The sequence below is a fragment of the Burkholderia sp. KCJ3K979 genome (assembly GCF_016759955.1).
Lineage (GTDB): Bacteria > Pseudomonadota > Gammaproteobacteria > Burkholderiales > Burkholderiaceae > Burkholderia > Burkholderia orbicola.
Genome location: NZ_JACFYV010000037.1, coordinates 24129 through 42163, shown reverse-complemented (window position 1 = coordinate 42163; position 18035 = coordinate 24129). Strand labels below are relative to the sequence as shown.

The 18035-nt window shown below is 61.6% G+C and carries 25 protein-coding genes; 21 read left to right on the top strand and 4 right to left on the bottom strand.

Going from position 1 to position 18035, the window contains the following annotated elements:
* The first annotated feature begins 172 nt into the window (after positions 1–172).
* A complete protein-coding gene (locus tag H3O04_RS11570; RefSeq protein ID WP_202587720.1) occupies positions 173–1243 on the top strand; it encodes a tyrosine-type recombinase/integrase in 1071 nt (356 codons plus the stop codon).
* A gap of 203 nt (positions 1244–1446) precedes the next feature.
* Here the strand turns inward: H3O04_RS11570 and H3O04_RS11565 are convergent, their stop codons facing one another.
* From H3O04_RS11565 to H3O04_RS11550, 4 genes are all read right to left on the bottom strand, one after another.
* Complete coding sequence (locus tag H3O04_RS11565; protein WP_202587719.1) at positions 1447–2094, bottom strand: hypothetical protein; 648 nt, start codon at positions 2092–2094, stop codon at positions 1447–1449.
* Between the two features lie 169 nt (positions 2095–2263).
* Positions 2264–3295 (bottom strand): hypothetical protein, encoded by a 1032-nt coding sequence (locus H3O04_RS11560; RefSeq protein WP_202587718.1) that lies wholly within the window; start codon positions 3293–3295, stop codon positions 2264–2266.
* A gap of 307 nt (positions 3296–3602) precedes the next feature.
* Positions 3603–3956 carry a hypothetical protein gene (locus H3O04_RS11555; RefSeq protein WP_202587717.1) on the bottom strand — a complete coding sequence of 118 codons (354 nt, stop codon included), beginning with the start codon at positions 3954–3956 and terminating at the stop codon, positions 3603–3605.
* A gap of 129 nt (positions 3957–4085) precedes the next feature.
* The gene (locus H3O04_RS11550; protein ID WP_202587716.1) at positions 4086–4805 is read right to left on the bottom strand and encodes a S24 family peptidase; all 720 of its coding nucleotides are present in this window, start codon (positions 4803–4805) and stop codon (positions 4086–4088) included.
* Positions 4806–5004: 199 nt separating this feature from the next.
* Between H3O04_RS11550 and H3O04_RS11545 the strand changes: the two genes are divergently transcribed.
* The 20 genes from H3O04_RS11545 to H3O04_RS11450 all read left to right on the top strand — a co-directional run bounded on the left by H3O04_RS11545 (position 5005) and on the right by H3O04_RS11450 (position 18035).
* The gene (locus H3O04_RS11545) at positions 5005–5229 is read left to right on the top strand and encodes a transcriptional regulator (RefSeq protein WP_060131747.1); all 225 of its coding nucleotides are present in this window, start codon (positions 5005–5007) and stop codon (positions 5227–5229) included.
* Between the two features lie 95 nt (positions 5230–5324).
* Positions 5325–6077: a hypothetical protein gene (locus H3O04_RS11540; protein ID WP_202587715.1), complete on the top strand. Its 753-nt coding sequence runs from the start codon at positions 5325–5327 to the stop codon at positions 6075–6077.
* Complete coding sequence (locus tag H3O04_RS11535) at positions 6077–6808, top strand: hypothetical protein (protein WP_202587714.1); 732 nt, start codon at positions 6077–6079, stop codon at positions 6806–6808. The genes H3O04_RS11540 and H3O04_RS11535 overlap by 1 nt, the downstream gene beginning before the upstream one ends.
* A gap of 239 nt (positions 6809–7047) precedes the next feature.
* A complete protein-coding gene (locus H3O04_RS11530; RefSeq protein WP_237666250.1) occupies positions 7048–7650 on the top strand; it encodes a DUF1064 domain-containing protein in 603 nt (200 codons plus the stop codon).
* A gap of 78 nt (positions 7651–7728) precedes the next feature.
* On the top strand, positions 7729–8142 hold the full coding sequence (locus H3O04_RS11525) for an Lrp/AsnC family transcriptional regulator (protein ID WP_176307923.1): 414 nt from the start codon (positions 7729–7731) through the stop codon (positions 8140–8142).
* Positions 8139–8645: a nuclease domain-containing protein gene (locus tag H3O04_RS11520; protein ID WP_237666249.1), complete on the top strand. Its 507-nt coding sequence runs from the start codon at positions 8139–8141 to the stop codon at positions 8643–8645. The genes H3O04_RS11525 and H3O04_RS11520 overlap by 4 nt, the downstream gene beginning before the upstream one ends.
* Entirely contained in the window at positions 8603–8944 is a 342-nt protein-coding gene (locus H3O04_RS11515; RefSeq protein WP_202587713.1) for a hypothetical protein, read from the top strand. Before H3O04_RS11520 ends, H3O04_RS11515 begins: the two co-directional genes overlap by 43 nt.
* 10 nt (positions 8945–8954) lie before the next feature.
* Positions 8955–9656 carry a phage protein NinX family protein gene (locus H3O04_RS11510; protein WP_237666248.1) on the top strand — a complete coding sequence of 234 codons (702 nt, stop codon included), beginning with the start codon at positions 8955–8957 and terminating at the stop codon, positions 9654–9656.
* Positions 9653–9898, top strand: a complete 246-nt coding sequence (locus H3O04_RS11505) for a phage portal protein (protein ID WP_202587711.1) — start codon at positions 9653–9655, stop codon at positions 9896–9898. The genes H3O04_RS11510 and H3O04_RS11505 overlap by 4 nt, the downstream gene beginning before the upstream one ends.
* A 13-nt stretch (positions 9899–9911) precedes the next feature.
* Positions 9912–10097, top strand: a complete 186-nt coding sequence (locus H3O04_RS11500) for a hypothetical protein (protein WP_202587710.1) — start codon at positions 9912–9914, stop codon at positions 10095–10097.
* A gap of 189 nt (positions 10098–10286) precedes the next feature.
* Entirely contained in the window at positions 10287–10850 is a 564-nt protein-coding gene (locus tag H3O04_RS11495; protein WP_202587709.1) for a hypothetical protein, read from the top strand.
* Between the two features lie 141 nt (positions 10851–10991).
* The gene (locus H3O04_RS11490) at positions 10992–11228 is read left to right on the top strand and encodes a hypothetical protein (protein ID WP_202587708.1); all 237 of its coding nucleotides are present in this window, start codon (positions 10992–10994) and stop codon (positions 11226–11228) included.
* The gene (locus tag H3O04_RS11485; RefSeq protein WP_202587707.1) at positions 11228–11626 is read left to right on the top strand and encodes an HNH endonuclease; all 399 of its coding nucleotides are present in this window, start codon (positions 11228–11230) and stop codon (positions 11624–11626) included. Before H3O04_RS11490 ends, H3O04_RS11485 begins: the two co-directional genes overlap by 1 nt.
* A gap of 167 nt (positions 11627–11793) precedes the next feature.
* Positions 11794–12336 (top strand): terminase small subunit, encoded by a 543-nt coding sequence (locus H3O04_RS11480; protein WP_202587706.1) that lies wholly within the window; start codon positions 11794–11796, stop codon positions 12334–12336.
* 2 nt (positions 12337–12338) lie between these two features.
* Complete coding sequence (locus H3O04_RS11475) at positions 12339–14063, top strand: terminase large subunit (RefSeq protein ID WP_202587722.1); 1725 nt, start codon at positions 12339–12341, stop codon at positions 14061–14063.
* A 71-nt stretch (positions 14064–14134) separates the two neighbouring features.
* Positions 14135–15340 carry a phage portal protein gene (locus H3O04_RS11470; RefSeq protein WP_337249630.1) on the top strand — a complete coding sequence of 402 codons (1206 nt, stop codon included), beginning with the start codon at positions 14135–14137 and terminating at the stop codon, positions 15338–15340.
* Entirely contained in the window at positions 15337–16176 is an 840-nt protein-coding gene (locus H3O04_RS11465) for a head maturation protease, ClpP-related (RefSeq protein WP_202587704.1), read from the top strand. The genes H3O04_RS11470 and H3O04_RS11465 overlap by 4 nt, the downstream gene beginning before the upstream one ends.
* Before the next feature lie 6 nt (positions 16177–16182).
* Positions 16183–17451 (top strand): phage major capsid protein, encoded by a 1269-nt coding sequence (locus H3O04_RS11460; RefSeq protein WP_202587703.1) that lies wholly within the window; start codon positions 16183–16185, stop codon positions 17449–17451.
* Positions 17452–17520: 69 nt separating this feature from the next.
* Complete coding sequence (locus H3O04_RS11455; protein WP_202587702.1) at positions 17521–17694, top strand: hypothetical protein; 174 nt, start codon at positions 17521–17523, stop codon at positions 17692–17694.
* A complete protein-coding gene (locus tag H3O04_RS11450) occupies positions 17691–18035 on the top strand; it encodes a head-tail connector protein (protein ID WP_202587701.1) in 345 nt (114 codons plus the stop codon). Before H3O04_RS11455 ends, H3O04_RS11450 begins: the two co-directional genes overlap by 4 nt.

Genomic DNA, 18035 nt, shown 5'->3' with positions numbered 1-18035 from the left:
GTCCGGCCTCACGCACCAACGGCTTTAAACGTGATTCGACACTCTATGTCGATTCACGGTAAATCAAGGGGTTAGCGTCCCTTCCACTGTACAGACGTACAGCACAAATCGACGCGCTTGGGTGATAATTGGGGGACTGAGTACGCAAACTCTCCCCAAGGCACTCCCCACGATGGCTTCGATTACTCCCTACAAAGACGGTTGGCGCGCGCAGATTTCGGTTAAGCCCGATCCCGCCAGCAAACCCGTTCGCGATTCACAGACCTTTCGAACACAGCGCGAAGCTAAGGCTTGGGCAGCGGCGCGCGAGCACGAATTACGGAAGCAGGCCGCGCAACGGCCGGCCGAGCGCTACACCTTGCGCGCCATGTTGGAGCGCTACGACGCGGAGATAATCCCGGCGAAGCGCGGCGCGCGCCCGGAGTCGATGCGGCTGCGAGCGTTCCTCCGCAACTTCCCTATGCTGGCCGACAAGACACTAGCCGACGTCACGACTCCCGATCTAGCGGAATGGCGTGATGCGCGATTGCGGGGATTCGTGGGGAGTGATGGGCAGCAGGTTCCGGCCGTGGGTGTGGCGTCAGTCCTGCGTGATATTAGCTGGCTGAGAAACGCATTCTCAGTCGCGCGCAAGGAATGGCGCTGGATGGATGCCAACCCGTTCGAGGGGTTCCGGCTACCCGCCGACGCGCCGCCTCGTGACAGGCGCGTTTCGCCCCTTGAGGTGAAGTTGCTTTGTAGGCAATTGGGCTATCGCACAGGCGTTCCGCCGCAATCGTTGCAGCAGGAAACGGCGCTTGCGTTTTTGATCGCGCTGCGGTCGGCTATGCGCGCGGGCGAGATATTGGCGCTCGGGAAAGGCACGCTCGACTTCGACAAGCGGGTCGCGCGGGTGCCTCACAAGACGCAGCATTTGACGGGTAGGCCGCGTGAGGTGCCGTTGACCCGGCAAGCGGTGAGGCTTCTGCGTGTTGTAGCCGATAAGGAGCGGTGCTTTGCGATTTCAAGTCAAAGCCTCGACGCTCTTTTCCGAAAGGCGCGGGAGCGGCTGGCTGCTGTGTACCCGTCCATTGCCACAGTGCATTTTCACGATAGCCGGGCCGAAGCATTGACCCGACTATCCCGGAAGGTAGACGTGATGACTTTGGCGCGGGTGAGCGGCCACGCCGACCTCAAGATATTGCAGCGGACGTATTACCGTGAATCCGCTGCTGATATTGCCGCTCGGTTAGCTACCCTGTAGTGCGGCGTCAACTTGGCTGATGGGGATGCGTCCGCATTTGTTGAGTCGGAGTGTCCCCATGCCGACCATCTTGCTCACGGTGTGGCGGCTCAACCCCATCATTTCGGCCGCTTGTTGGATAGTCACGTGTGCTGGCCGAGGGTGCGTCTCCGCATAGAGTTGCACTGCGCGCCGCGCGAGGTTCAAGACTTCGCCTGCTTCGATCATTGCGCGCCCCCGCTGTCGTCTCCGTTTGCCTTCGGCGGCGGCGCGGTATCAATCATTGCCTGATAGACGGCCGCTGCTGTCCATGGGCCGCCAACGCCAACCGGCAACGCCCAATGCCCGGCGTCTTTCATTACGCCGGTCGGTTGGACCGGTACGAGTATCCAGCCCGCCGGGTTGTCGGTAGATGCCGCGCGAGCGTTTGCGATTGCCAGGGCAAAATCGCCCGCAAGCTCGCTTCGAATGTACTGAGTGAAAGTGTCGTTGCCAACTGCCGCGCGAAGGTGTCGAACCAGATATTCGCGGGCGGCATCTGCGCCAGCCTCTGACCACTCGAATGCCGCATGGCGGTTTGCAGGTGCAGCGGCACCGCAATCGCACGGTGCGGGCTTGGGCGGCGACGTGAGCAACAACATGTTCAGGCTTGCGCAGTTCGGCTTGTGCGCCGGCACTGCTGCGGGCTGCTCGACAGGGGATGCGGCGAGAAGGTGCATACGCTTTCGCAGTTCGTCTGCGTGCTCACCGATTCTCGTTGCCAGCTTCTTGTCGGTACGCCCATATGACAGTAGGCCGGCAGCCGTTACAACGTCAGTCAGAAACTGCGTGATTTCCGTCAGCGCATCAGCGCGGCTCTTATCGGTTGTCATGCTTTTCCCTTCGTATGGCATTTGTAGCAGCGGCCGAACATTTGCAGGTCGCGGGTAGTGGTCTGTTTCTCGCATGCGGGGCATCGGGGTCGCTTGAGGGTGTAGACCTGCATGCGTTGCGTCTTGTCGCGGTAGTCCGCGAGGGTTCGGGGAATGGTCGAGTGCATGTTTAAACAGGCTGCTTGAGTTGCTTTGCGACGGCTGCTGCGCGGCTCTGCGAACAGCCAAGAAATTTTCGAATCTCGATGACGGTTGCCCGTAGCTGATTCGCCTCTACGGCGGCGCGGGCGCGTTCTAGGTCGGTATCCGATCGGGCGACGGTCACGACCTGCGAATGGCGCTTCTGGTTTGCCTTGTTGAGCGCGCTTTGGCTGATGCGCTCGGCAATCGAGTTCGGGACGACGTGCTCATGCGGCAAGTGGGCCGGAGCGTGAACCGGAGTCGTAGCCACAAAGCCTCCGGTCGCGAGCCTGTCCGGCGGTGGCTTGGCGTCATCACTGTTGGCTGCGCGCTTGGTCATGGGGGTAACGGCGGCGGTCACGTCGGCAGGGGCGAGGGCAATCGTCCAGCACAGGCAGGCGACGCCCTCAAGCACGGCGGCGAACAGCATCCCAATCACGACAGACGAAAGGCCGAGCGCGGCGGTCATCGGGTCACGCGCCGCCGCGTCACGCTCGACGGTCACGCGGTCACGTCTAGCGGAGTCACGCGCCGCCATGTCGCTCTCAACGTCAAGCGCTTGAATTTCGCCGGCAAGTCTTGCCCTGCGCGCCTGCAAGTCGGGGCAGGCGCGACGGCATCGCTCGGCCTGCGCCTGAGCGAGCTTGCCCGCTATGGCGGCGCGGTCACGCGCGATAGTCACAGGGTCACGTGACGCAGTAACGGGGGCGGCGGTAACGTGACTAGCCCTGTCGTCGCCAGCATGACTGGCCGCGAACACGAAAAACGTAGCGTGGCCGTAGCAGGTCGCCGCCATCGCCGCCGCCCAAATTGCGAAGCCGATCAGTCGGGCCGGCGCAGACTTTCCGCGCGTCAATGCGGGAATCAGGTGGGCCGCTACGACGAGTACGACGCCCATTGCGATCAACAGGGCGCGCTCGCTTTCCCATCCGCCGCGCTGCGTGCCTGCGACGGCAGACAGGCCGATGGCAGTTGCCGTAGCGGTCGCGGCAATGGTCGCGGAAATGATTCGGTTGTTCATGCTGCGTAGCTCGGGGCGTGAATGTCGGGGTCGTAATTGCGATCAGCAAAATCGGGATCGCCGGGGTATCTGTCCGTGCCGTCTGCGCGTTTCCAGCAGTACAGCGAGCCGCGCCGATGGGGGAACCAGTAGCCGGCGCACCCGCAACATGCGAGCGTGGTGTTCCGGCGGTTCATCCATTTGTCGACGCGGTAATCGCGTCGACCACAGGTGCGACACGCTGGTGGCGTCTCATATTCGGAAAGCAGGCGGGGTAGGCAACAGCGCGTTTCGCAGCGCCTGCACCGGACGTGCTGACGCGTGGCGCTCATTGCTCGACGTGAAGGCGGAAGTAGTCATAGAGGCGGCTCGCCAGCGCATGAGCAAGGCCGAATTGGTCGCGGGTGCCGACTACTTCACCCTGTGCGCCGTCAGTCACGCGGTAGTCGTTCTTGCCTGCGTGCCAAACCGTGAAACGACCGGCCGCGCCTGCGAAGCGCCAGCCCTCCGCGCGTTGCGGAATTTCTTTCTTTGCTGCGCGTCGCTTGGCTCGTTGCGGGTGAGCCAGCGTCACGTCGCGGTAGCCGATTGCCGCAATCAGACCCGCATCAGCGGGAAGCGGGCGATTCATCTGCGCGGCGTTCCAGCCCTTCGCGTACTCCGTGATTCGATCCTTTTCCATCGCGATTACCTGTCGGTTCGTTACGATGGAAATGATGTTACCTAAGGGGAATTGTCAGGTCAATACCCGAGGGAAAGTTTTCGGGTAAAAAAAAGAGCCCTCAGGGGCGTGGCTCTCTTTGGGCGGGGGTCAGTAGCGGACTACTTTGGATCGTATTACGCCGATTACGCGGGCGTCGCTGCTAAGACGTGTGATGCCCTCCGGCCAATCAGGGTTGAGCGCTCGCAGGTAGCGTTCACGGCCTTCGACGTATACCTGGCGGAACAGCGGTTCCGGCTCGCCGGGGATTTCGACCAATACGAGCGCGCCCCCGTCTACAGTCTGCGCCGGCTCCACAAGGATCAGGTCGCCGTCGCGAAACGACGGTTCGCCGGCCGGGTTGTACATCGATAGCCCTCGCACTCTCAGGTAATACGATTCGTCCAGCACCTGAAACGGCGCGGCAATCCATTCTTCTACTGCGGCATTCAATCTCTCGGTCTCCAAGGCACTCGCCCACGATATGAGCGGGACTCGCTGCACCGCGCCGAATTTTGGGGCGGCTTCAACGTTCGGACCCTTGATATTACCTTTGGTATTGGTTATTTGAACAGTCTTGACATTTCTTACAAGTCGAAGGATTGGCTCATTTCCGTCCAGCGAGCCGCGCGGAATACCGATGGCATCCTCGACCTGCGACACCATTTCCCCGCCCATGCGCTTCCGCCCGTCCTTGCCGTCGGGCCACAGCATGCGGGCGACGTATGAATCAGTTTTCCCGATTTTCCGGGCCAGTTCCGACGCCTTGCCATTGCACAGGTCGTCGCGAATTTCGGTGAGTCGAAGGCGGCGGTGTTCGTACTTGTCCATGCGTGAAGGGAATTGAGCCCCGTTAGTTGTTCATTACCTCCCATCCTACAGGGGCGGCGACATTTTCTCAAAGGTAAGAACCTTGGGTGTTGTGCGTAAACAATAAGGCTTCATCGCGTAAGGCTCCCCGAGGTAACAAAACGGTTGCGATAAAATGTTACCCGGAGTAAAGTGTGCGTCATGGTTCAACGGAGCCTTTATGGAAAAACTCAAGGTCTTTCTTAACTCGCTCACGACGGCGAAGCAGCGCGAGTTTGCGCAGCGCGTCGGAACGAGCATCAACTATCTGCGCAAGGCGATTTGCAGGAAACAGCAGCTCGGCGCGGCCTTCTGCATCGCGATTGAGCGGGAATCGGGCGGCGCGGTGTGTTGTGAGGATTTGCACCCATCCGCTGATTGGGCGTTTCTGCGTAAGGGGGCGTAGTGGCGATTCAGCGCGCAGCAAGGCCACAAAGCAACTTTTACATACTCGACAAAGCCATCAGCGAGGATCGGCGTTTGTCGTGGGCGGCGCGGGGAATGCTGGTCTACCTACTCGGAAAGCCTGACGGCTGGCGAGTCAGCCGAACGGCATTAGTGAACGAAACGGAGGGCACGCGAGCGCATACGCGCCGCGACGGTGTACTGGCGATCCTGTCGGAACTGATAGAGGCCGGATACATCACGCGGCAAGCGGCACGAGGGAGCGCCGGGAAGTTGGCGGGGTACGACTATCTGGTGTCGGAAATCCCCGTGTTGCCGGGTACGGCTCAACCGGATACGGCTCAACCGGGTACGGCTCAACCGGATACGGCCAATCCGACACTAGTAAGTACTGATGTTAAGCAAGGATTGAACAAAACCAAGGATCGAGCTAAGGCGGTTGCGCCGCCAAAGCGTGTTTCGAAGCGCGAGCAGTCAATTGCGTTTCTCGTAAGTCAGGGTGTGGACGAGCAGCACGCAGCCGACTGGATGACGGCCCGCAACGGCAAAGAGGTGACGGCGACGGTGTGGGAGACGGTTCAGCGCGAGGCGGCAAAAGTGGGTATGACGCCAGCGCAGGCAGTCCAGTACGCGGCCGGTGCCTCATGGCAGGGCTTTAAAGCGGATTGGTTTCGAAACAATGCGGGTGCGAAGCAACAAGCGCCGAGCCGACGCGATGAACAGCGCTCCGGATCGTATGCCGCGTTGTTCCCGAACGGTATGCCGGGTCAGGCGGGTTACTGCGACGCGCCGCGCGACGACCGAACGATTGACGGCGATGCACGATGGATCGATGGGGGTGCGGATTGATGGAGGTTGCAGCGGGCGGCGCGCAGCAGTCGCGCATTGATGCCGCGATGGATTACGTCTTTGCCGAGTTGTTGGGCCTGTTCGGCAGGCAGTTCGTGGCGAAGTTCGAAAGCGGGGAAATGGTCGGTGGGGAGGATTCGGGGATCGCGAACATGCGCCGAGCATGGGAGCAGCGGATCGTAGACGCGAAGCTGACTCCCGGTGACTTGCGGCGCGGCATCCGGGGCTGTGAGCGGATGAAGTTTGCGCCGGGATGGGGCGAGTTCATCGAAGCGTGTAAGCCGGCGATCGATGTTGACTCGGCGCTGTATGAGGCAATCGAGCAGATGCGTCGCCGCCAGCATGGAAAGGACGTTTGGTCGAACCCGGCGATCTTTTGGGCGGCGGCGAAGGTTGGTGAGTGGGACATGCTGCAACAGACGCATACGCAACTACTTCCACGGTTTCGGGCCGCGCTGGCACACGTGCAGCAGTCGGGTAGCGTGCCGCCGGTTCCCGAGCGTGTCGCGATGCTTGCGGCTCCCGGCGCGGCGGAAACGAGCAGGGCGGAAGGTCAGCAGCAGATTGAGCGGATCGCAAGGCAGGCCGCACCGCTGAACAAGTCGAAAGGCGGAAACAGAGGTTGGGCGGAAAGAATCGTGCGGGAAGAGCGTGAGCGGCCCGGAAGTCACGATTTGAACAAGCTGCGTATCGCTCATGAGGCATTGGGGTTGCCGATGGCCGGAGGGTAAGGGGATGCGAGAAACACGGGGGGAACACGCTTACCAAGAGGTAAGCATTCCTAAGGTGTGCAGGGGGTGCAGGCATGCAACGGAGCGGCCGGGACATACGCGAATGTACCGGCTCGGGTTTCGGAACTGCGCGCATCAACCGGATTGGGTTTTCGTGGTTGGCGGCGGCGCGTGCCGGTTGAATCCGGTTAGGTTCGAAGCAAAGCCCGGATAGGCCGCGTACCGGGCGATGGAGGCGGATGCAAGGAAAGGAAGAGAGGTTGGCGGCGGCGCGGGCAGCGTTGTCGCAGGCGGTAGGCAGTAGGCGCAAGCCGAAAGGCGGCGGGCGACAGATGGGGTGGGATATCGACGTGCCGGGCGACGCCACGCACATCGGCACGGCCCGGATTAGGTCGCAGCTATCGACAGCGCAGCGGTTGATTGCCCGAAAGACTGGCAACTTGCCAAGCGTCGATGCCGGGTTTGACGAGATTGCGGACGGCGTGGGCGCGCCGTCGATCGGTGGCACGAAGGCGAACGCCTCGAAGTACGGAAACCGGAAGTGTGAGGCCGACGGGATCAAGTTCGATAGCGAGCGCGAGCGGTCGAGGTATTTCGACCTCATGCGCATGCAGAGCGCCGGAATCATCAGTGATTTGCGGTTGCAGGTGAGTTTTGAAATCGCGCCGGCGGTGGTGATGGATGGGAAGCGAAAGCGCGCCCGGACATACGTGGCGGATTTTGTGTACGAGCGCGACGGCAAGCAGGTAGTCGAGGACGTGAAGGGCATGAAAACGCCCGTGTACTCGCTGAAACGACACCTGATGCGTGCCGTACACGGTATCGAGGTTCAAGAAACGTAGTAGCTCCGGCGCGGTCAGCAATGGCCGCCCGGTGCGCGCAACAGCAAGCGCGCAGCAATGCACATCGAAATGTAGAACATGCACAACGGGAAAGACGAAATCATTGTTCCGAAAATGTCGACGGCCGAGCGCGTCGAGGAACTGATGCAGGACGGCGGACGCCGTACCGTCGTTCAAATCGCGGAAGCGCTGCGGACGCCTCGAAAAACGGTCGCCTTCATCGTGCGGCAGTTGTCGGCAGAGGATGCCGGGCAGGCGCTTCACGTCGTGGCCAAGGATTCGCAAGCGCTGGTGTACGTGTATGGGCCGGGGAAAAACCTGTTCGACGGCAAGCACAACCGGCGAACGGTGAAGCGTAAGCCGGATAGCGAGCTTGGCGGGCGATGGCCGCGGAATTCGTGGCTGCGTAACCTCGACCCGGAACTGTACAAGGCATTTCACGGCATGGCGTCGGTCGGCCAGCAGCAGCGGGCGGCGGGGTTCAGCGCTTGAGCGGCTTGGGCCGTGCGCAGCCCCGTGAGGACTGCGTAAAGCGTGAGCGCGCGCTCAAACGTACGCCGTTCAAGGTCAAGGCGAAACCGGGTCAGTGGTCGACGTTCTCGAAGCCCTCGAAGGGTTTCCAGCGCAAGGCCGCCGGCCCGGCGGCGCGGGATGAGAAACCCGCCAAGCGGCGCAAGCCGTCCCGGCCGAAGAAAGCCACGGGCGAGGATGCGAAGTATCTGGCGGCGTGTAGGGGCGAGCCCTGCTACCTGTTGATTCCCGGCATATGCCCGCGCCGGCCGGCAGATGAAACCGTCGTGCCGGCACACCGCAACGAAGGGAAGGGTATGGGGCTGAAGGTGGCGGACGGGCTCACGGTGCCGGCCTGCTACTGGTGTCACGCTGAATACGATCAGGGCCACAAGCTGACGCGCGATGAGAAGCGCGATACGTGGAACGAAGCTTTCCGGCGATGGGAGCCGGTTCGAAACGAGAAAATGGAAATCAGGCTATGAGACTGGCTGTAGACGTTGAGGTAACGATCAAGGGGCGCAAGACGGTTGAGACGGTCGAGGCGCATTGCTTCATGGCGCGGCGTATCCGCGAGAAGGCCGACAACTCGTATCGGCCCGACGTGGTTGCCGTCGACATTTACGTGCCGACCCGTGCGCGGCCGATTCTTCAGTCGGCGGAAGGCTGGCGGCCGAATTCGCGCTCTGTTCTCCGGGCGACGGCGCGGGTGAGCCAGAACGCGCGCGAGCTTGCGCCGTTCATGTCGAGCGGGCGCTCGAAATGGTTTTTCGGTACGCGGTGAGGGGGTGGTGATGCAAGCAACGCGGCTGTTGGTGCAAGTCCCGACGCAGGATCACTTTTTAGTCAAGGGGAGGACGGGGCACGGTGCAGTAGACGCGCCGGTCGAAACGATGGTGTACGCGGTCAAGCGCGTTGTCCATAACGGCGACCGCCTGCCGGACGTGGTGCGCGTACTGGCGTGGATTCCGGAGCCGATGCGCGCCTATCTGGTCGAGCGCTCGCGAATGGTCGACACGGAACACGCATGGGTCACGGCCAATGTGAAGGACAACCGGTCGACGCTGACGCCCTTCATGGAATCGGGCGAGTATGAGCTTTCCGCCCCGAATGCGCCGGGCTCTGCCTCGAAGCGTGCCCGCGTCATGGTGGGCGAACTGACTGGCGCGGTGCTTGACTATTGGACGGGCAAGGCATTGGGCCTGCCGGTGGAAATCGAGGGCGGGCAATGCCATTTGACCCGCGTGGCCCTCATGATTCCGGGAGTCGACACGCGCGCCTATTCGGTGCGCAGCCCGTTCCGTCCGTCGACGGACTGGAAAGACGGCGGCGCGTTGATTGAGCGCCGGCGCGTCGGCGTCTACCCGGACGGCGGCAGATGGATGGCGAGGGCAGAAAGCGAGCGTGCGGGCTACGGGGTCGGTGAGACTCCCCTCGAAGCGGCGGCGCGCGCACTGGTTGTCGGGCGGTACGGCGTATCGGTGGCGGCGGAATGACGGCGCTTGCGTTCATCCTGCGAGACGACGTGCCCGAAGCGCTGGCGGAACACGCGCAGCGGGAAATCGTTGACGGCGTGCCGTTCGTCACGTTTCCCGGCGCGCCATTCGCCGGAGAAATAAGCGAGCGGCCCGACGCTATTATCGAAATCGTATATCGGTGGCCGAAGGTGGCAGAGCCACGGCATGCGCTAGGCGACTGGCTCACGGCCAACGGCATCACATTCACGGTCATTCACTGAGAGGGATAAAAAAATGAACGACATGGTTATCTACGGGGTTGCAGGAGTCGCGGTCTTGGTCATTCTTGGCGCGATGGTGCGCAATGTGTTCCTGCGGAACCAAAAGGTCGAGATCATTCCGCAATACGACCCGAACGGCCCGAACACGGGTACGTATGACCCGAAGAACCCGGACGGCGAACTGGTGAAGGGCAAGTAATGCGCAGGGCGCTGTTAGACGCTGCGGTGTTTGTCCTTATCCTGACCGCACTATGCGGCGCACATGACGAACGCAGTGAGCCGGCGGAATCGGCTCATGTTCAGTCTCACTAAGGGATCGGGATAATCGAAACGCGCTGTCAGCTATCAAGGTTGGCGGCGCGTTTTCTTTTACCAACCAAAAGCGAGAATGAGCGAAAAACGAGCAGCAGCGGGGATTTTCCGGACGGCACATGAGGCGGTGTCGTTCGCACTGAATTACGGCGAATCGCAGGCGGCGCGCGATCAGGTCGATACGGACAAGGCGCTCGATGGTGCGGGGACGGTCGGCATCATCAAGCGGCACATGGAAGCCCTGCCGCTGCAACAGCTTCTCGCAGTCATGGCGGGTCGTGTCGCGAGGGAGGATCGATGCGACTGCGGCTCGCGTTGCTGTCAAGGCTGGAAACTCACGCGCGAATTTGAGCAGATCACGGCGGTATTGGCGGCGTGCGCAGCAGAGGAAATTCCCGGCCTGCCCGTGCAGGAATACCGTGTTGCAGTTGTCCGCAAGCACTTCGGCGCTCACGTTGACCTGGACATGGCGGCACGTCGCTACGGTGTCGGTTCCGCGTCCGCCGCTGCGCATGGGTCGGTCATTCAGAAGTGGGTCGCTGCCCGTGAGGCGGCGGGCTACACGGCGCTGTCCGCATCGCTCGATGCCGCAGGCTTGATCGATCATCGCAAGGTGTTCCCGCTCGCAGAGGCGGCATAAGACACAGGCGCCATGTTTGCGGAGGTGCCGAACTGCGCAGATGCCGCGCCGTAGAATCGGGACTCTCCCGCAAAGGGCAGACAAATCAACCCATAGCCCGCGCCGGGAGACTGGTCGCGGGCTTTTCTATTTGGCGGGCAGATGAGCGACGCAAGCAAGCAACCCATTCAGAGAGTATCCCTTTGCGCGTATGGCGGCGCGGACATGGAATTGATTGTGCTGATGCGCCGCAAGGGCGATCCGGGCCTGTACGCGGCGAACGTGCGGGCCGACGGCTTCACGTACGTCGATAACCTGAATTGGCGCAATGTGGTGGTCGCGGACGATCAGGACGCAGAGCTGGTCGACGCGGTGTTGCCGCATCGGGCGGCGCAGTAATGGCGGCGAGGCTCCAAACATTGCGGCCACGGCTCAAGCCGCAGGACGCGCGGCACAAGACCGTCACGGCTGGTTCATGGCGCGCCGGCAAGACAACGGCGGCGGCGCGTGGCTACGGCGCGGACTGGCAACGTGTCCGGGCGAAACATCTTGCCGAGCATCCGCATTGCGTCTACTGCCTGCGCGACCTTGGCATGTTGCACCTGTCGCCCGTCGACGTGGTGTTGAAGTGCGCGGAGCGTGGCATCGCGGAGCCGGTCGGCACGATAGGCGATCACATCATTGCGCACCGGGGCGACGACCGCCTGCGCCTCGACCCGGCGAACGTGCAGACGCTATGTAAGCCGCACCATGACGGAGAGAAGGCCCGAGCCGAGCGACGTGCAGGGTATCGGTAGAGCGATGCACGACCAGTAGGCCGAAAAATATTTCTCGAAAATCGAGAAAATGGCTTGACGAATCGCTGGGAAAGTGGGGTGGGGGTGTCGAAACTTTTTGACCCCGACCCGCCAAGACCGACCGCTCCCGCACGCGGGGAAAAAATCCCCTTTTGAGAGTTTTGTTAATGGCACTTACAGCAAAGAAACGGAAGTTCGCTGATGCCCTCATGGCGGGGCGGTCCAATAAGGCAGCGGCTATCGCGGCAGGTTACAGCGCGGCGACGGCATCGCAGGCCGGGTCGCGTCTTGTTAAAGACAAAGACGTTAAAGCCTACCTGTTAAAACAGGGCTACGACGGCGTTAAACCGGCCGCCGAGCCGGTCGACATTCCGGACACGCCGGAAGCACGCCGAGCCGCTGACGACGCTAAAAAGGCGGCTGCTGCCGCAACCCGCGCAGCGAATTCCGCGCGGGCGGCCGGGTTCGACCTCGACAAGCTGATGACGTTTAAAGACCCGATGGATTTTCTACTCGCGGTCATGAACGATCGGGAGAGCGAGCAGAAGGTGCGGGTGCAGGCGGCTATTTCGCTCATGCCGTTTAAACACGCTAAGAAGGGTGAGCAAGGCAAGAAGGAGCAGCAAGCCGACGCAGCGAAGGCTGCGGCGTCGAAGTTTGGCGGGCCGCCGCCGCCGAAGCTGGCGGCGTCGGGAGGTAAGCGCGTATGACGTTGAAGTGGTCGACGGCGTGCAAGGATTGGGGCAAGCGCCTGAAGGCCGGCAAGACGATCATTCCGCCGCCCATCTTCCCGGAGGAAGCCGAGTATGCGCTCGGCATTTTCAAGGAACTGAAGATCGTTGACGCGCCCGGATCGCCTACGTTTGGCGAAGCGTCGGCGGAATGGGTGTTTGACCTCGTGCGGTCGATCTTTGGCGCGTATGACCGGCATGGGGAGTATGGCCCACCGGGGCGGCGGCTCATTACGGAATGGTTCGTCTGCCTGCCGAAGAAGAACAGTAAATCTACGCTGGCGGCTGGAATCATGATGACCGCCATGCTCGTGAATCAGCGCCTGTCGGCCGAGTACGCAATCCTTGCGCCAACGATGGAGGTCGCGAACAACAGCTTCGCGCCGTCGCGCGACATGGTGAAGCATGAGCCCGAGCTAGATCCGCTGTTTCAGGTGCAGACCCACATCAAGACGATTACGCATCGCACGATGGGCGCGACGCTCAAGGTGATTGCGGCCGACGCCAACACAGTTTCGGGGAAAAAGAGCGTCGGCACGTTGATCGATGAACTGTGGCTGTTCGGCAAGATGCCGAACGCGGAGGACATGTTGCGGGAAGCTACGGGCGGCCTTGCCAGTCGCCCGGAGGGCTTCGTTATCTACCTCACGACGCAATCGAACGAGCCGCCGGCCGGCGTGTTCGCACAGAAGCTCCGATATGCGCGGGACGTGCGCGACGGGAAGATCGATGACCCGTGCTTTGTGCCGGTCATATATGAGCATCCCGACGACATGCGCGCCCGGAAGGAACACCTGTTGGTCGAGAATCTGGCGATGGTCAACCCGAATTTCGGGTACTCGGTCGATCAAGCGTTCCTCGAACGCGAGTTCCGCAAGAGCAAAGAGGCGGGCGAGGAATCGTTTCGCGGATTCCTCGCGAAGCACGCGAACGTCGAGATTGGTCTATCTCTGCGGTCAGATCGATGGGCCGGTGCGGAGTTTTGGGAAGGGGCGGCGATACAGCCGGCGCTCTCGCTCGAAAGCCTGTTGGAACAGTGCGAGGTGATCGACGTTGGCATCGACGGCGGCGGGCTCGATGACCTGTTGGGCTTCGCAGTGGTCGGCCGCATTCGCGACACGCGTAACTGGTTGGTGTGGTTTCACGCATGGGCGCACAAAAGCGTATTCGAACGCCGCAAAGATATTGCGTCGACCCTTCGTGACTTCGAACGCGACGGCGACCTGACCGTGTGCGAGCAGATCGGGGACGACGTGTTGGAGGTCGCGGCGCGGGTCAAGCAGATTCATGACGCGGGGTTGCTCGACAAGGTAGGCGCTGACCCGGCTGGCATCGGCGGGATTCTCGACGCACTGGTCGAGGCGGGTATCCCGGAGGATTCGATTGTTGGTATCTCGCAGGGCTGGAAGCTGGCCGGAGCGATCAAGACGGCAGAGCGGCGCATCGCGGCAGCATCCGGGCGCAAGGCCGACGCAGAGCCGGTCGAGGGCGCACTCATCCACGGCGGAACGCGAATGATGAACTGGTGCGTTGGAAACGCTCGAGTAGTGCCAGTGGGTAACGCAATCAACATTACCAAGCAGGTGAGCGGATCGGCCAAGATCGACCCGCTGATGGCACTATTCGACGCCGTGTCGCTCATGATGACCAACCCGGCGGCGCGCGGGAAATCAGTCTATGAGAGGCGCGGAATCCGTCGACTCTGAGGGGGGATATGGCAATTTGGAACTTGTTTAAACGTAGCACTACTCAACAGGAGGTGCGACAAGAGCCAGCCGTGCGCGCGGCAGTGAGTACGCCGTCGGGCGGCGCAACATTTAATGGGCTGGACGACCCTCGCTTTCTGCAATACGTGCGGCGCGGCGAGGTAGACGGGCAAGACGGTGAGCGCAGCTTGCGCAATATGGCGCTGTTGCGGTGCGCGACGCTTATCAGCGAGTCGGTAGGCATGCTTCCCATCAATCTGCTGGCAACCGACGACACGAAGGCCATGCAGTCGAACAACCCGGCGCATCGCCTAATCAAGCTCAAGCCGAACGGTTGGCAGACGCCGCACGAATTCAAGAGCCTGATTCAGCTACACGCCTTACTTGACGGGAACGGCTACGGCCGAGTTATTCGTTCGCCGCTCGGCAATCGGCCCGTGGCAATCGTGCCGTGTCGGCGCTTCTCGACTCGCCCGCGCCTTACTGAATCGTTCGAGGTTGTCTACGATCACGTCGATCCGTTCGGCAACGAAATCGAACTGAAGTCGAGCGAGGTATTGCACCTGCGTGACGTGTCGCTCGACGGCATCCGCGGAATTTCCCGGTTGCGCCTCGGGCGTAATGCGCTTGACCTCGCGGAAGAGGCAGAGAAATCGACACAAACGTTGTTTCGCACTGGCGTAATGGCGGGCGGTGCGTTGGAAGCCGAAGAGGCACTATCCGATCAGGCATACGGCCGCCTGAAGGAATCGTTGCATGAGGATCACGGCGGCGCGGAAAACGCCGGGAATTGGATGATTCTCGAAGAAGGGCTCAAGGCGAAGCAATTCGGCACAACGGCACAGTCGTCGCAGCAGATCGAAAACCGGAACCATCAGATTGAGGAAGTGGCCCGCATGTACGGTGTGCCGCGCCCGCTGCTGATGATGGACGATACGTCGTGGGGTTCGGGCGTCGAGCAACTGGCGCTGTTCTTCATTCAGTACGGTCTGTCGCACTGGTTCGTACAGTGGGAGCAGGCGCTCGCCCGCTGCTTTCTGACCGACAAAGAGCTTGGCGCATATGCGTTCAAGTTTAACGAAGCGGCGCTACTGCGCGGTACGCTCAACGATCAGGCTGCATTCTTCAGCAAGGCGCTTGGTGCGGGCGGCTCGTCGCCGTGGATGACGCAAAACGAGGTGCGCGACACCCTCGACATGCCGCGCAATAATGACGCCGTGGCCGATCAGCTACGCAATCCGATGACGCAGAAATTGAAGGGGGATGCTAAACAATGAGTCTTTTGAGCCTGCCGGAAATCAAGGCGGCTTCGTGCCTGAAGGGTGGCGAGCAGATCGCGCGCCCGGACGTGCTGGCACGCTGGCAACCTGAGATCAGGGCGGCCGCCGGTGACGATGTTGGCGGCATCACGATCAATGGTGCTATCGGTGAGACGTGGGACGGCGCGGGCGTTACGTCCAACCGGATCGCGGCAGCGCTTCGCAGTATCGGCGCAGGCGTCCCCGTGGTGGTCAATCTCAATTCGCCGGGCGGCGATTTTTTCGAAGGCGTCGCAATCTACAACCTGCTGCGCCAACACGACGCGGAAGTGACGGTGAACGTCATGGGGCTGGCGGCGAGCGCGGCATCCGTCATCGCAATGGCCGGGGACAAAATCCTCATGGGCGACGGCGCATTCCTGATGATTCACAACGCATGGTCGGTTGCGGTCGGGAACCGACACGACTTCATCGCGGCGGCTGAAACGCTCGCGCCATTCGATGACGCAATGGCGAGCCTGTACGCGAAGCGCTCGGGTATGAGCAAGACCGATGCGGCTGCACTGATGGACAAGGAAACGTGGATTAGCGCGGATCAGGCCATCAAAAACGGCATGGCAACCGGCTTGCTGGACGGCATGGCAACGTCGAAGGGCGACACCAAAGCGGCAGAGCAGCGGCGCATCCTCGCGACTGTCGATTCCGCGCTTGCAAGTACGGGAATGAGCCGCGTACAGCGCGCGGAGGTGTTGGCTAGAATGCGCCCGGATGCAACGTCGGAGCCGGCAAAAAGCGGCGGCGCGGCAGAACTCGCAGCGTCGCTGCAAAACCTCATCAACTCGATCAAGGAATAAGCACATATGGCAAAAAGCAAGCTGGCATCGGTAGTTCTCGCAGCACTCGCAGGCATCAACGCGTGCGGTATTCAGTCGGTGCACGCCGAAGTCGACATGTCGACCGTGAAGGCGCTTATCGAAGGCGTGAATACTGCATTCGCCTCGTACAAGGCCGAGAACGACCGCGCGCTGGCGGAGCTGAAGGCGAACGGTCACACGTCGAGCGATACGCGCGCGAAGGTCGAACGAATCGACGGTGAAGTGTCTGAAATCCAAGCGGCGATCGACAAGCTCGCGGTGCAGATGGCGGGCGCACAGATGGGCGCAGGCGCGAAGGTCAAGGACAAGGAGTACTCCGACGCATTTCATGCGCATTTCCAAAAGGGTGATGTCCGCGCGGCGCTCAACAAGGGCGCGTCGGAGGAAGGCGGCTATCTCACGCCGGTCGAGTGGGATCGAACCATCAACAGTAAGTTGGTGCTCGTGTCGCCCATGCGTCAAATCTGCCGCGTGCAATCGACCGGGAAGGCGGCCTACTCGAAGCTGTTCAACATGCGCGGCACGGAGTCGGGTTGGGTTGGCGAGGAAGAGACTCGTCCGGAAACCAAGGGGCCGGCGTTCAAGTCGCTTGGCTACACGACCGGCGAAATCTATGCGAACCCGGCCGCAACGCAACAAATGCTGGACGATTCCGAGATCGACCTCGAATCGTGGTTGGCGGCCGAAGTGGAGTTGGAATTCGCCAAACAGGAGGGCATGGGTTTCCTGACAGGTACGGGCGACAAGAAGCCGACCGGGCTGTTGACGTACATCAAGGGCGGCGTAAACGCGGACAAGCATCCGCTCGGCGCAATCCAGACCGTCAATAGCGGCGACGCGAACGCGATCACGTCCGATGCGATTTTCGACCTCATCTATGACCTGCCGTCCATCTACACGCTCAATGCGCGTTTCACGATGAACCGAACGACGCAAGGCAAGGTGCGCAAGCTCAAGGACAACACGGGCAACTACCTGTGGCAACCGTCGCTTGTCGCAGGACAGCCTGCGACGCTCGCGGGCTACGCTATCACGGAACTGCCGGACATGCCCGACGTTGCCGCCGGTGCGGCCCCGATCATGTTCGGGGACTTCATGCGGGGCTACCTCATCAACGACCGCGTTGGCGTGCGCGTTCTGCGTGACCCGTACACCAACAAGCCGAACGTGCAGTTCTACACGACGAAGCGCGTCGGCGGCGGTCTGCTGACGCCGGAATGCCTGCGCGCAATGAAGGTCGGCGCGACGGCGTAAGCGGCCCGTAGAACGTGGGGGCGGGCGCATGAGAGCGTGCCGCCCCTTTTTTCGGATGGAGGGAGATAGATGGCAGTGTTTTCGAAGGTTTGGCGCGGCGTTCCCGATGGCGAGATTTACCCCGTTACGTATGAGCCGGGCGACGAGTGCCCGCCGGAACTGGAATCCGCGGCCGGCGCTGCTGAAGCGCTGGAAGGCGGTAAGCCGAAGGCGTCGGCGCGAGGCAAGGCGGCGACGGAATGAGCGTGATTCCGCTTTCATTGGCACTGTCGTTTGTGCGGCAGGATGAGGGCGTCGAAGATGATGTATGCGCGGTGTTGCTCGACGGTGCAGAGGCGTCGGCGTTCGCGTACCTGAATCGTGACGTGTATCCGGATCAAGATGCGCTCGATGCCGCGAGCAAGGCCGGCACGGCCGGCCCGTTCGCCATGGTGATAAACGGGGCAATTAAGGCGGCAATCCTCAAGATGTTCGCGGAGCAATACACGAATCGGGAGGATTCGGCGGGCGGGCAAGCGGTTGTGGAACTGCCGTTCAACTCGCGCGCACTGCTGCGGCCGTGGCGCGTTATTCCGGGGGTGTGA

What these genes read in the sequence shown, in the direction of transcription:
- H3O04_RS11530 (WP_237666250.1), top strand. Translation starts at nt 7,048, where the DNA reads ATGCAAGGAAAGGAAGAGAGGTTGGCGGCGGCGCGGGCAGCGTTGTCG.
- H3O04_RS11485 (WP_202587707.1), top strand. Translation starts at nt 11,228, where the DNA reads ATGGCGGCGAGGCTCCAAACATTGCGGCCACGGCTCAAGCCGCAGGAC.
- H3O04_RS11525 (WP_176307923.1), top strand. Translation starts at nt 7,729, where the DNA reads ATGCACAACGGGAAAGACGAAATCATTGTTCCGAAAATGTCGACGGCC.
- H3O04_RS11555 (WP_202587717.1), bottom strand. Translation starts at nt 3,956, where the DNA reads ATGGAAAAGGATCGAATCACGGAGTACGCGAAGGGCTGGAACGCCGCG.
- H3O04_RS11535 (WP_202587714.1), top strand. Translation starts at nt 6,077, where the DNA reads ATGGAGGTTGCAGCGGGCGGCGCGCAGCAGTCGCGCATTGATGCCGCG.
- H3O04_RS11505 (WP_202587711.1), top strand. Translation starts at nt 9,653, where the DNA reads ATGACGGCGCTTGCGTTCATCCTGCGAGACGACGTGCCCGAAGCGCTG.
- H3O04_RS11490 (WP_202587708.1), top strand. Translation starts at nt 10,992, where the DNA reads ATGAGCGACGCAAGCAAGCAACCCATTCAGAGAGTATCCCTTTGCGCG.
- H3O04_RS11565 (WP_202587719.1), bottom strand. Translation starts at nt 2,094, where the DNA reads ATGACAACCGATAAGAGCCGCGCTGATGCGCTGACGGAAATCACGCAG.
- H3O04_RS11500 (WP_202587710.1), top strand. Translation starts at nt 9,912, where the DNA reads ATGAACGACATGGTTATCTACGGGGTTGCAGGAGTCGCGGTCTTGGTC.
- H3O04_RS11515 (WP_202587713.1), top strand. Translation starts at nt 8,603, where the DNA reads ATGGGAGCCGGTTCGAAACGAGAAAATGGAAATCAGGCTATGAGACTG.
- H3O04_RS11545 (WP_060131747.1), top strand. Translation starts at nt 5,005, where the DNA reads ATGGAAAAACTCAAGGTCTTTCTTAACTCGCTCACGACGGCGAAGCAG.
- H3O04_RS11465 (WP_202587704.1), top strand. Translation starts at nt 15,337, where the DNA reads ATGAGTCTTTTGAGCCTGCCGGAAATCAAGGCGGCTTCGTGCCTGAAG.
- H3O04_RS11570 (WP_202587720.1), top strand. Translation starts at nt 173, where the DNA reads ATGGCTTCGATTACTCCCTACAAAGACGGTTGGCGCGCGCAGATTTCG.
- H3O04_RS11495 (WP_202587709.1), top strand. Translation starts at nt 10,287, where the DNA reads ATGAGCGAAAAACGAGCAGCAGCGGGGATTTTCCGGACGGCACATGAG.
- H3O04_RS11455 (WP_202587702.1), top strand. Translation starts at nt 17,521, where the DNA reads ATGGCAGTGTTTTCGAAGGTTTGGCGCGGCGTTCCCGATGGCGAGATT.
- H3O04_RS11510 (WP_237666248.1), top strand. Translation starts at nt 8,955, where the DNA reads ATGCAAGCAACGCGGCTGTTGGTGCAAGTCCCGACGCAGGATCACTTT.
- H3O04_RS11560 (WP_202587718.1), bottom strand. Translation starts at nt 3,295, where the DNA reads ATGAACAACCGAATCATTTCCGCGACCATTGCCGCGACCGCTACGGCA.
- H3O04_RS11550 (WP_202587716.1), bottom strand. Translation starts at nt 4,805, where the DNA reads ATGGACAAGTACGAACACCGCCGCCTTCGACTCACCGAAATTCGCGAC.
- H3O04_RS11460 (WP_202587703.1), top strand. Translation starts at nt 16,183, where the DNA reads ATGGCAAAAAGCAAGCTGGCATCGGTAGTTCTCGCAGCACTCGCAGGC.
- H3O04_RS11480 (WP_202587706.1), top strand. Translation starts at nt 11,794, where the DNA reads ATGGCACTTACAGCAAAGAAACGGAAGTTCGCTGATGCCCTCATGGCG.
- H3O04_RS11540 (WP_202587715.1), top strand. Translation starts at nt 5,325, where the DNA reads ATGCTGGTCTACCTACTCGGAAAGCCTGACGGCTGGCGAGTCAGCCGA.
- H3O04_RS11450 (WP_202587701.1), top strand. Translation starts at nt 17,691, where the DNA reads ATGAGCGTGATTCCGCTTTCATTGGCACTGTCGTTTGTGCGGCAGGAT.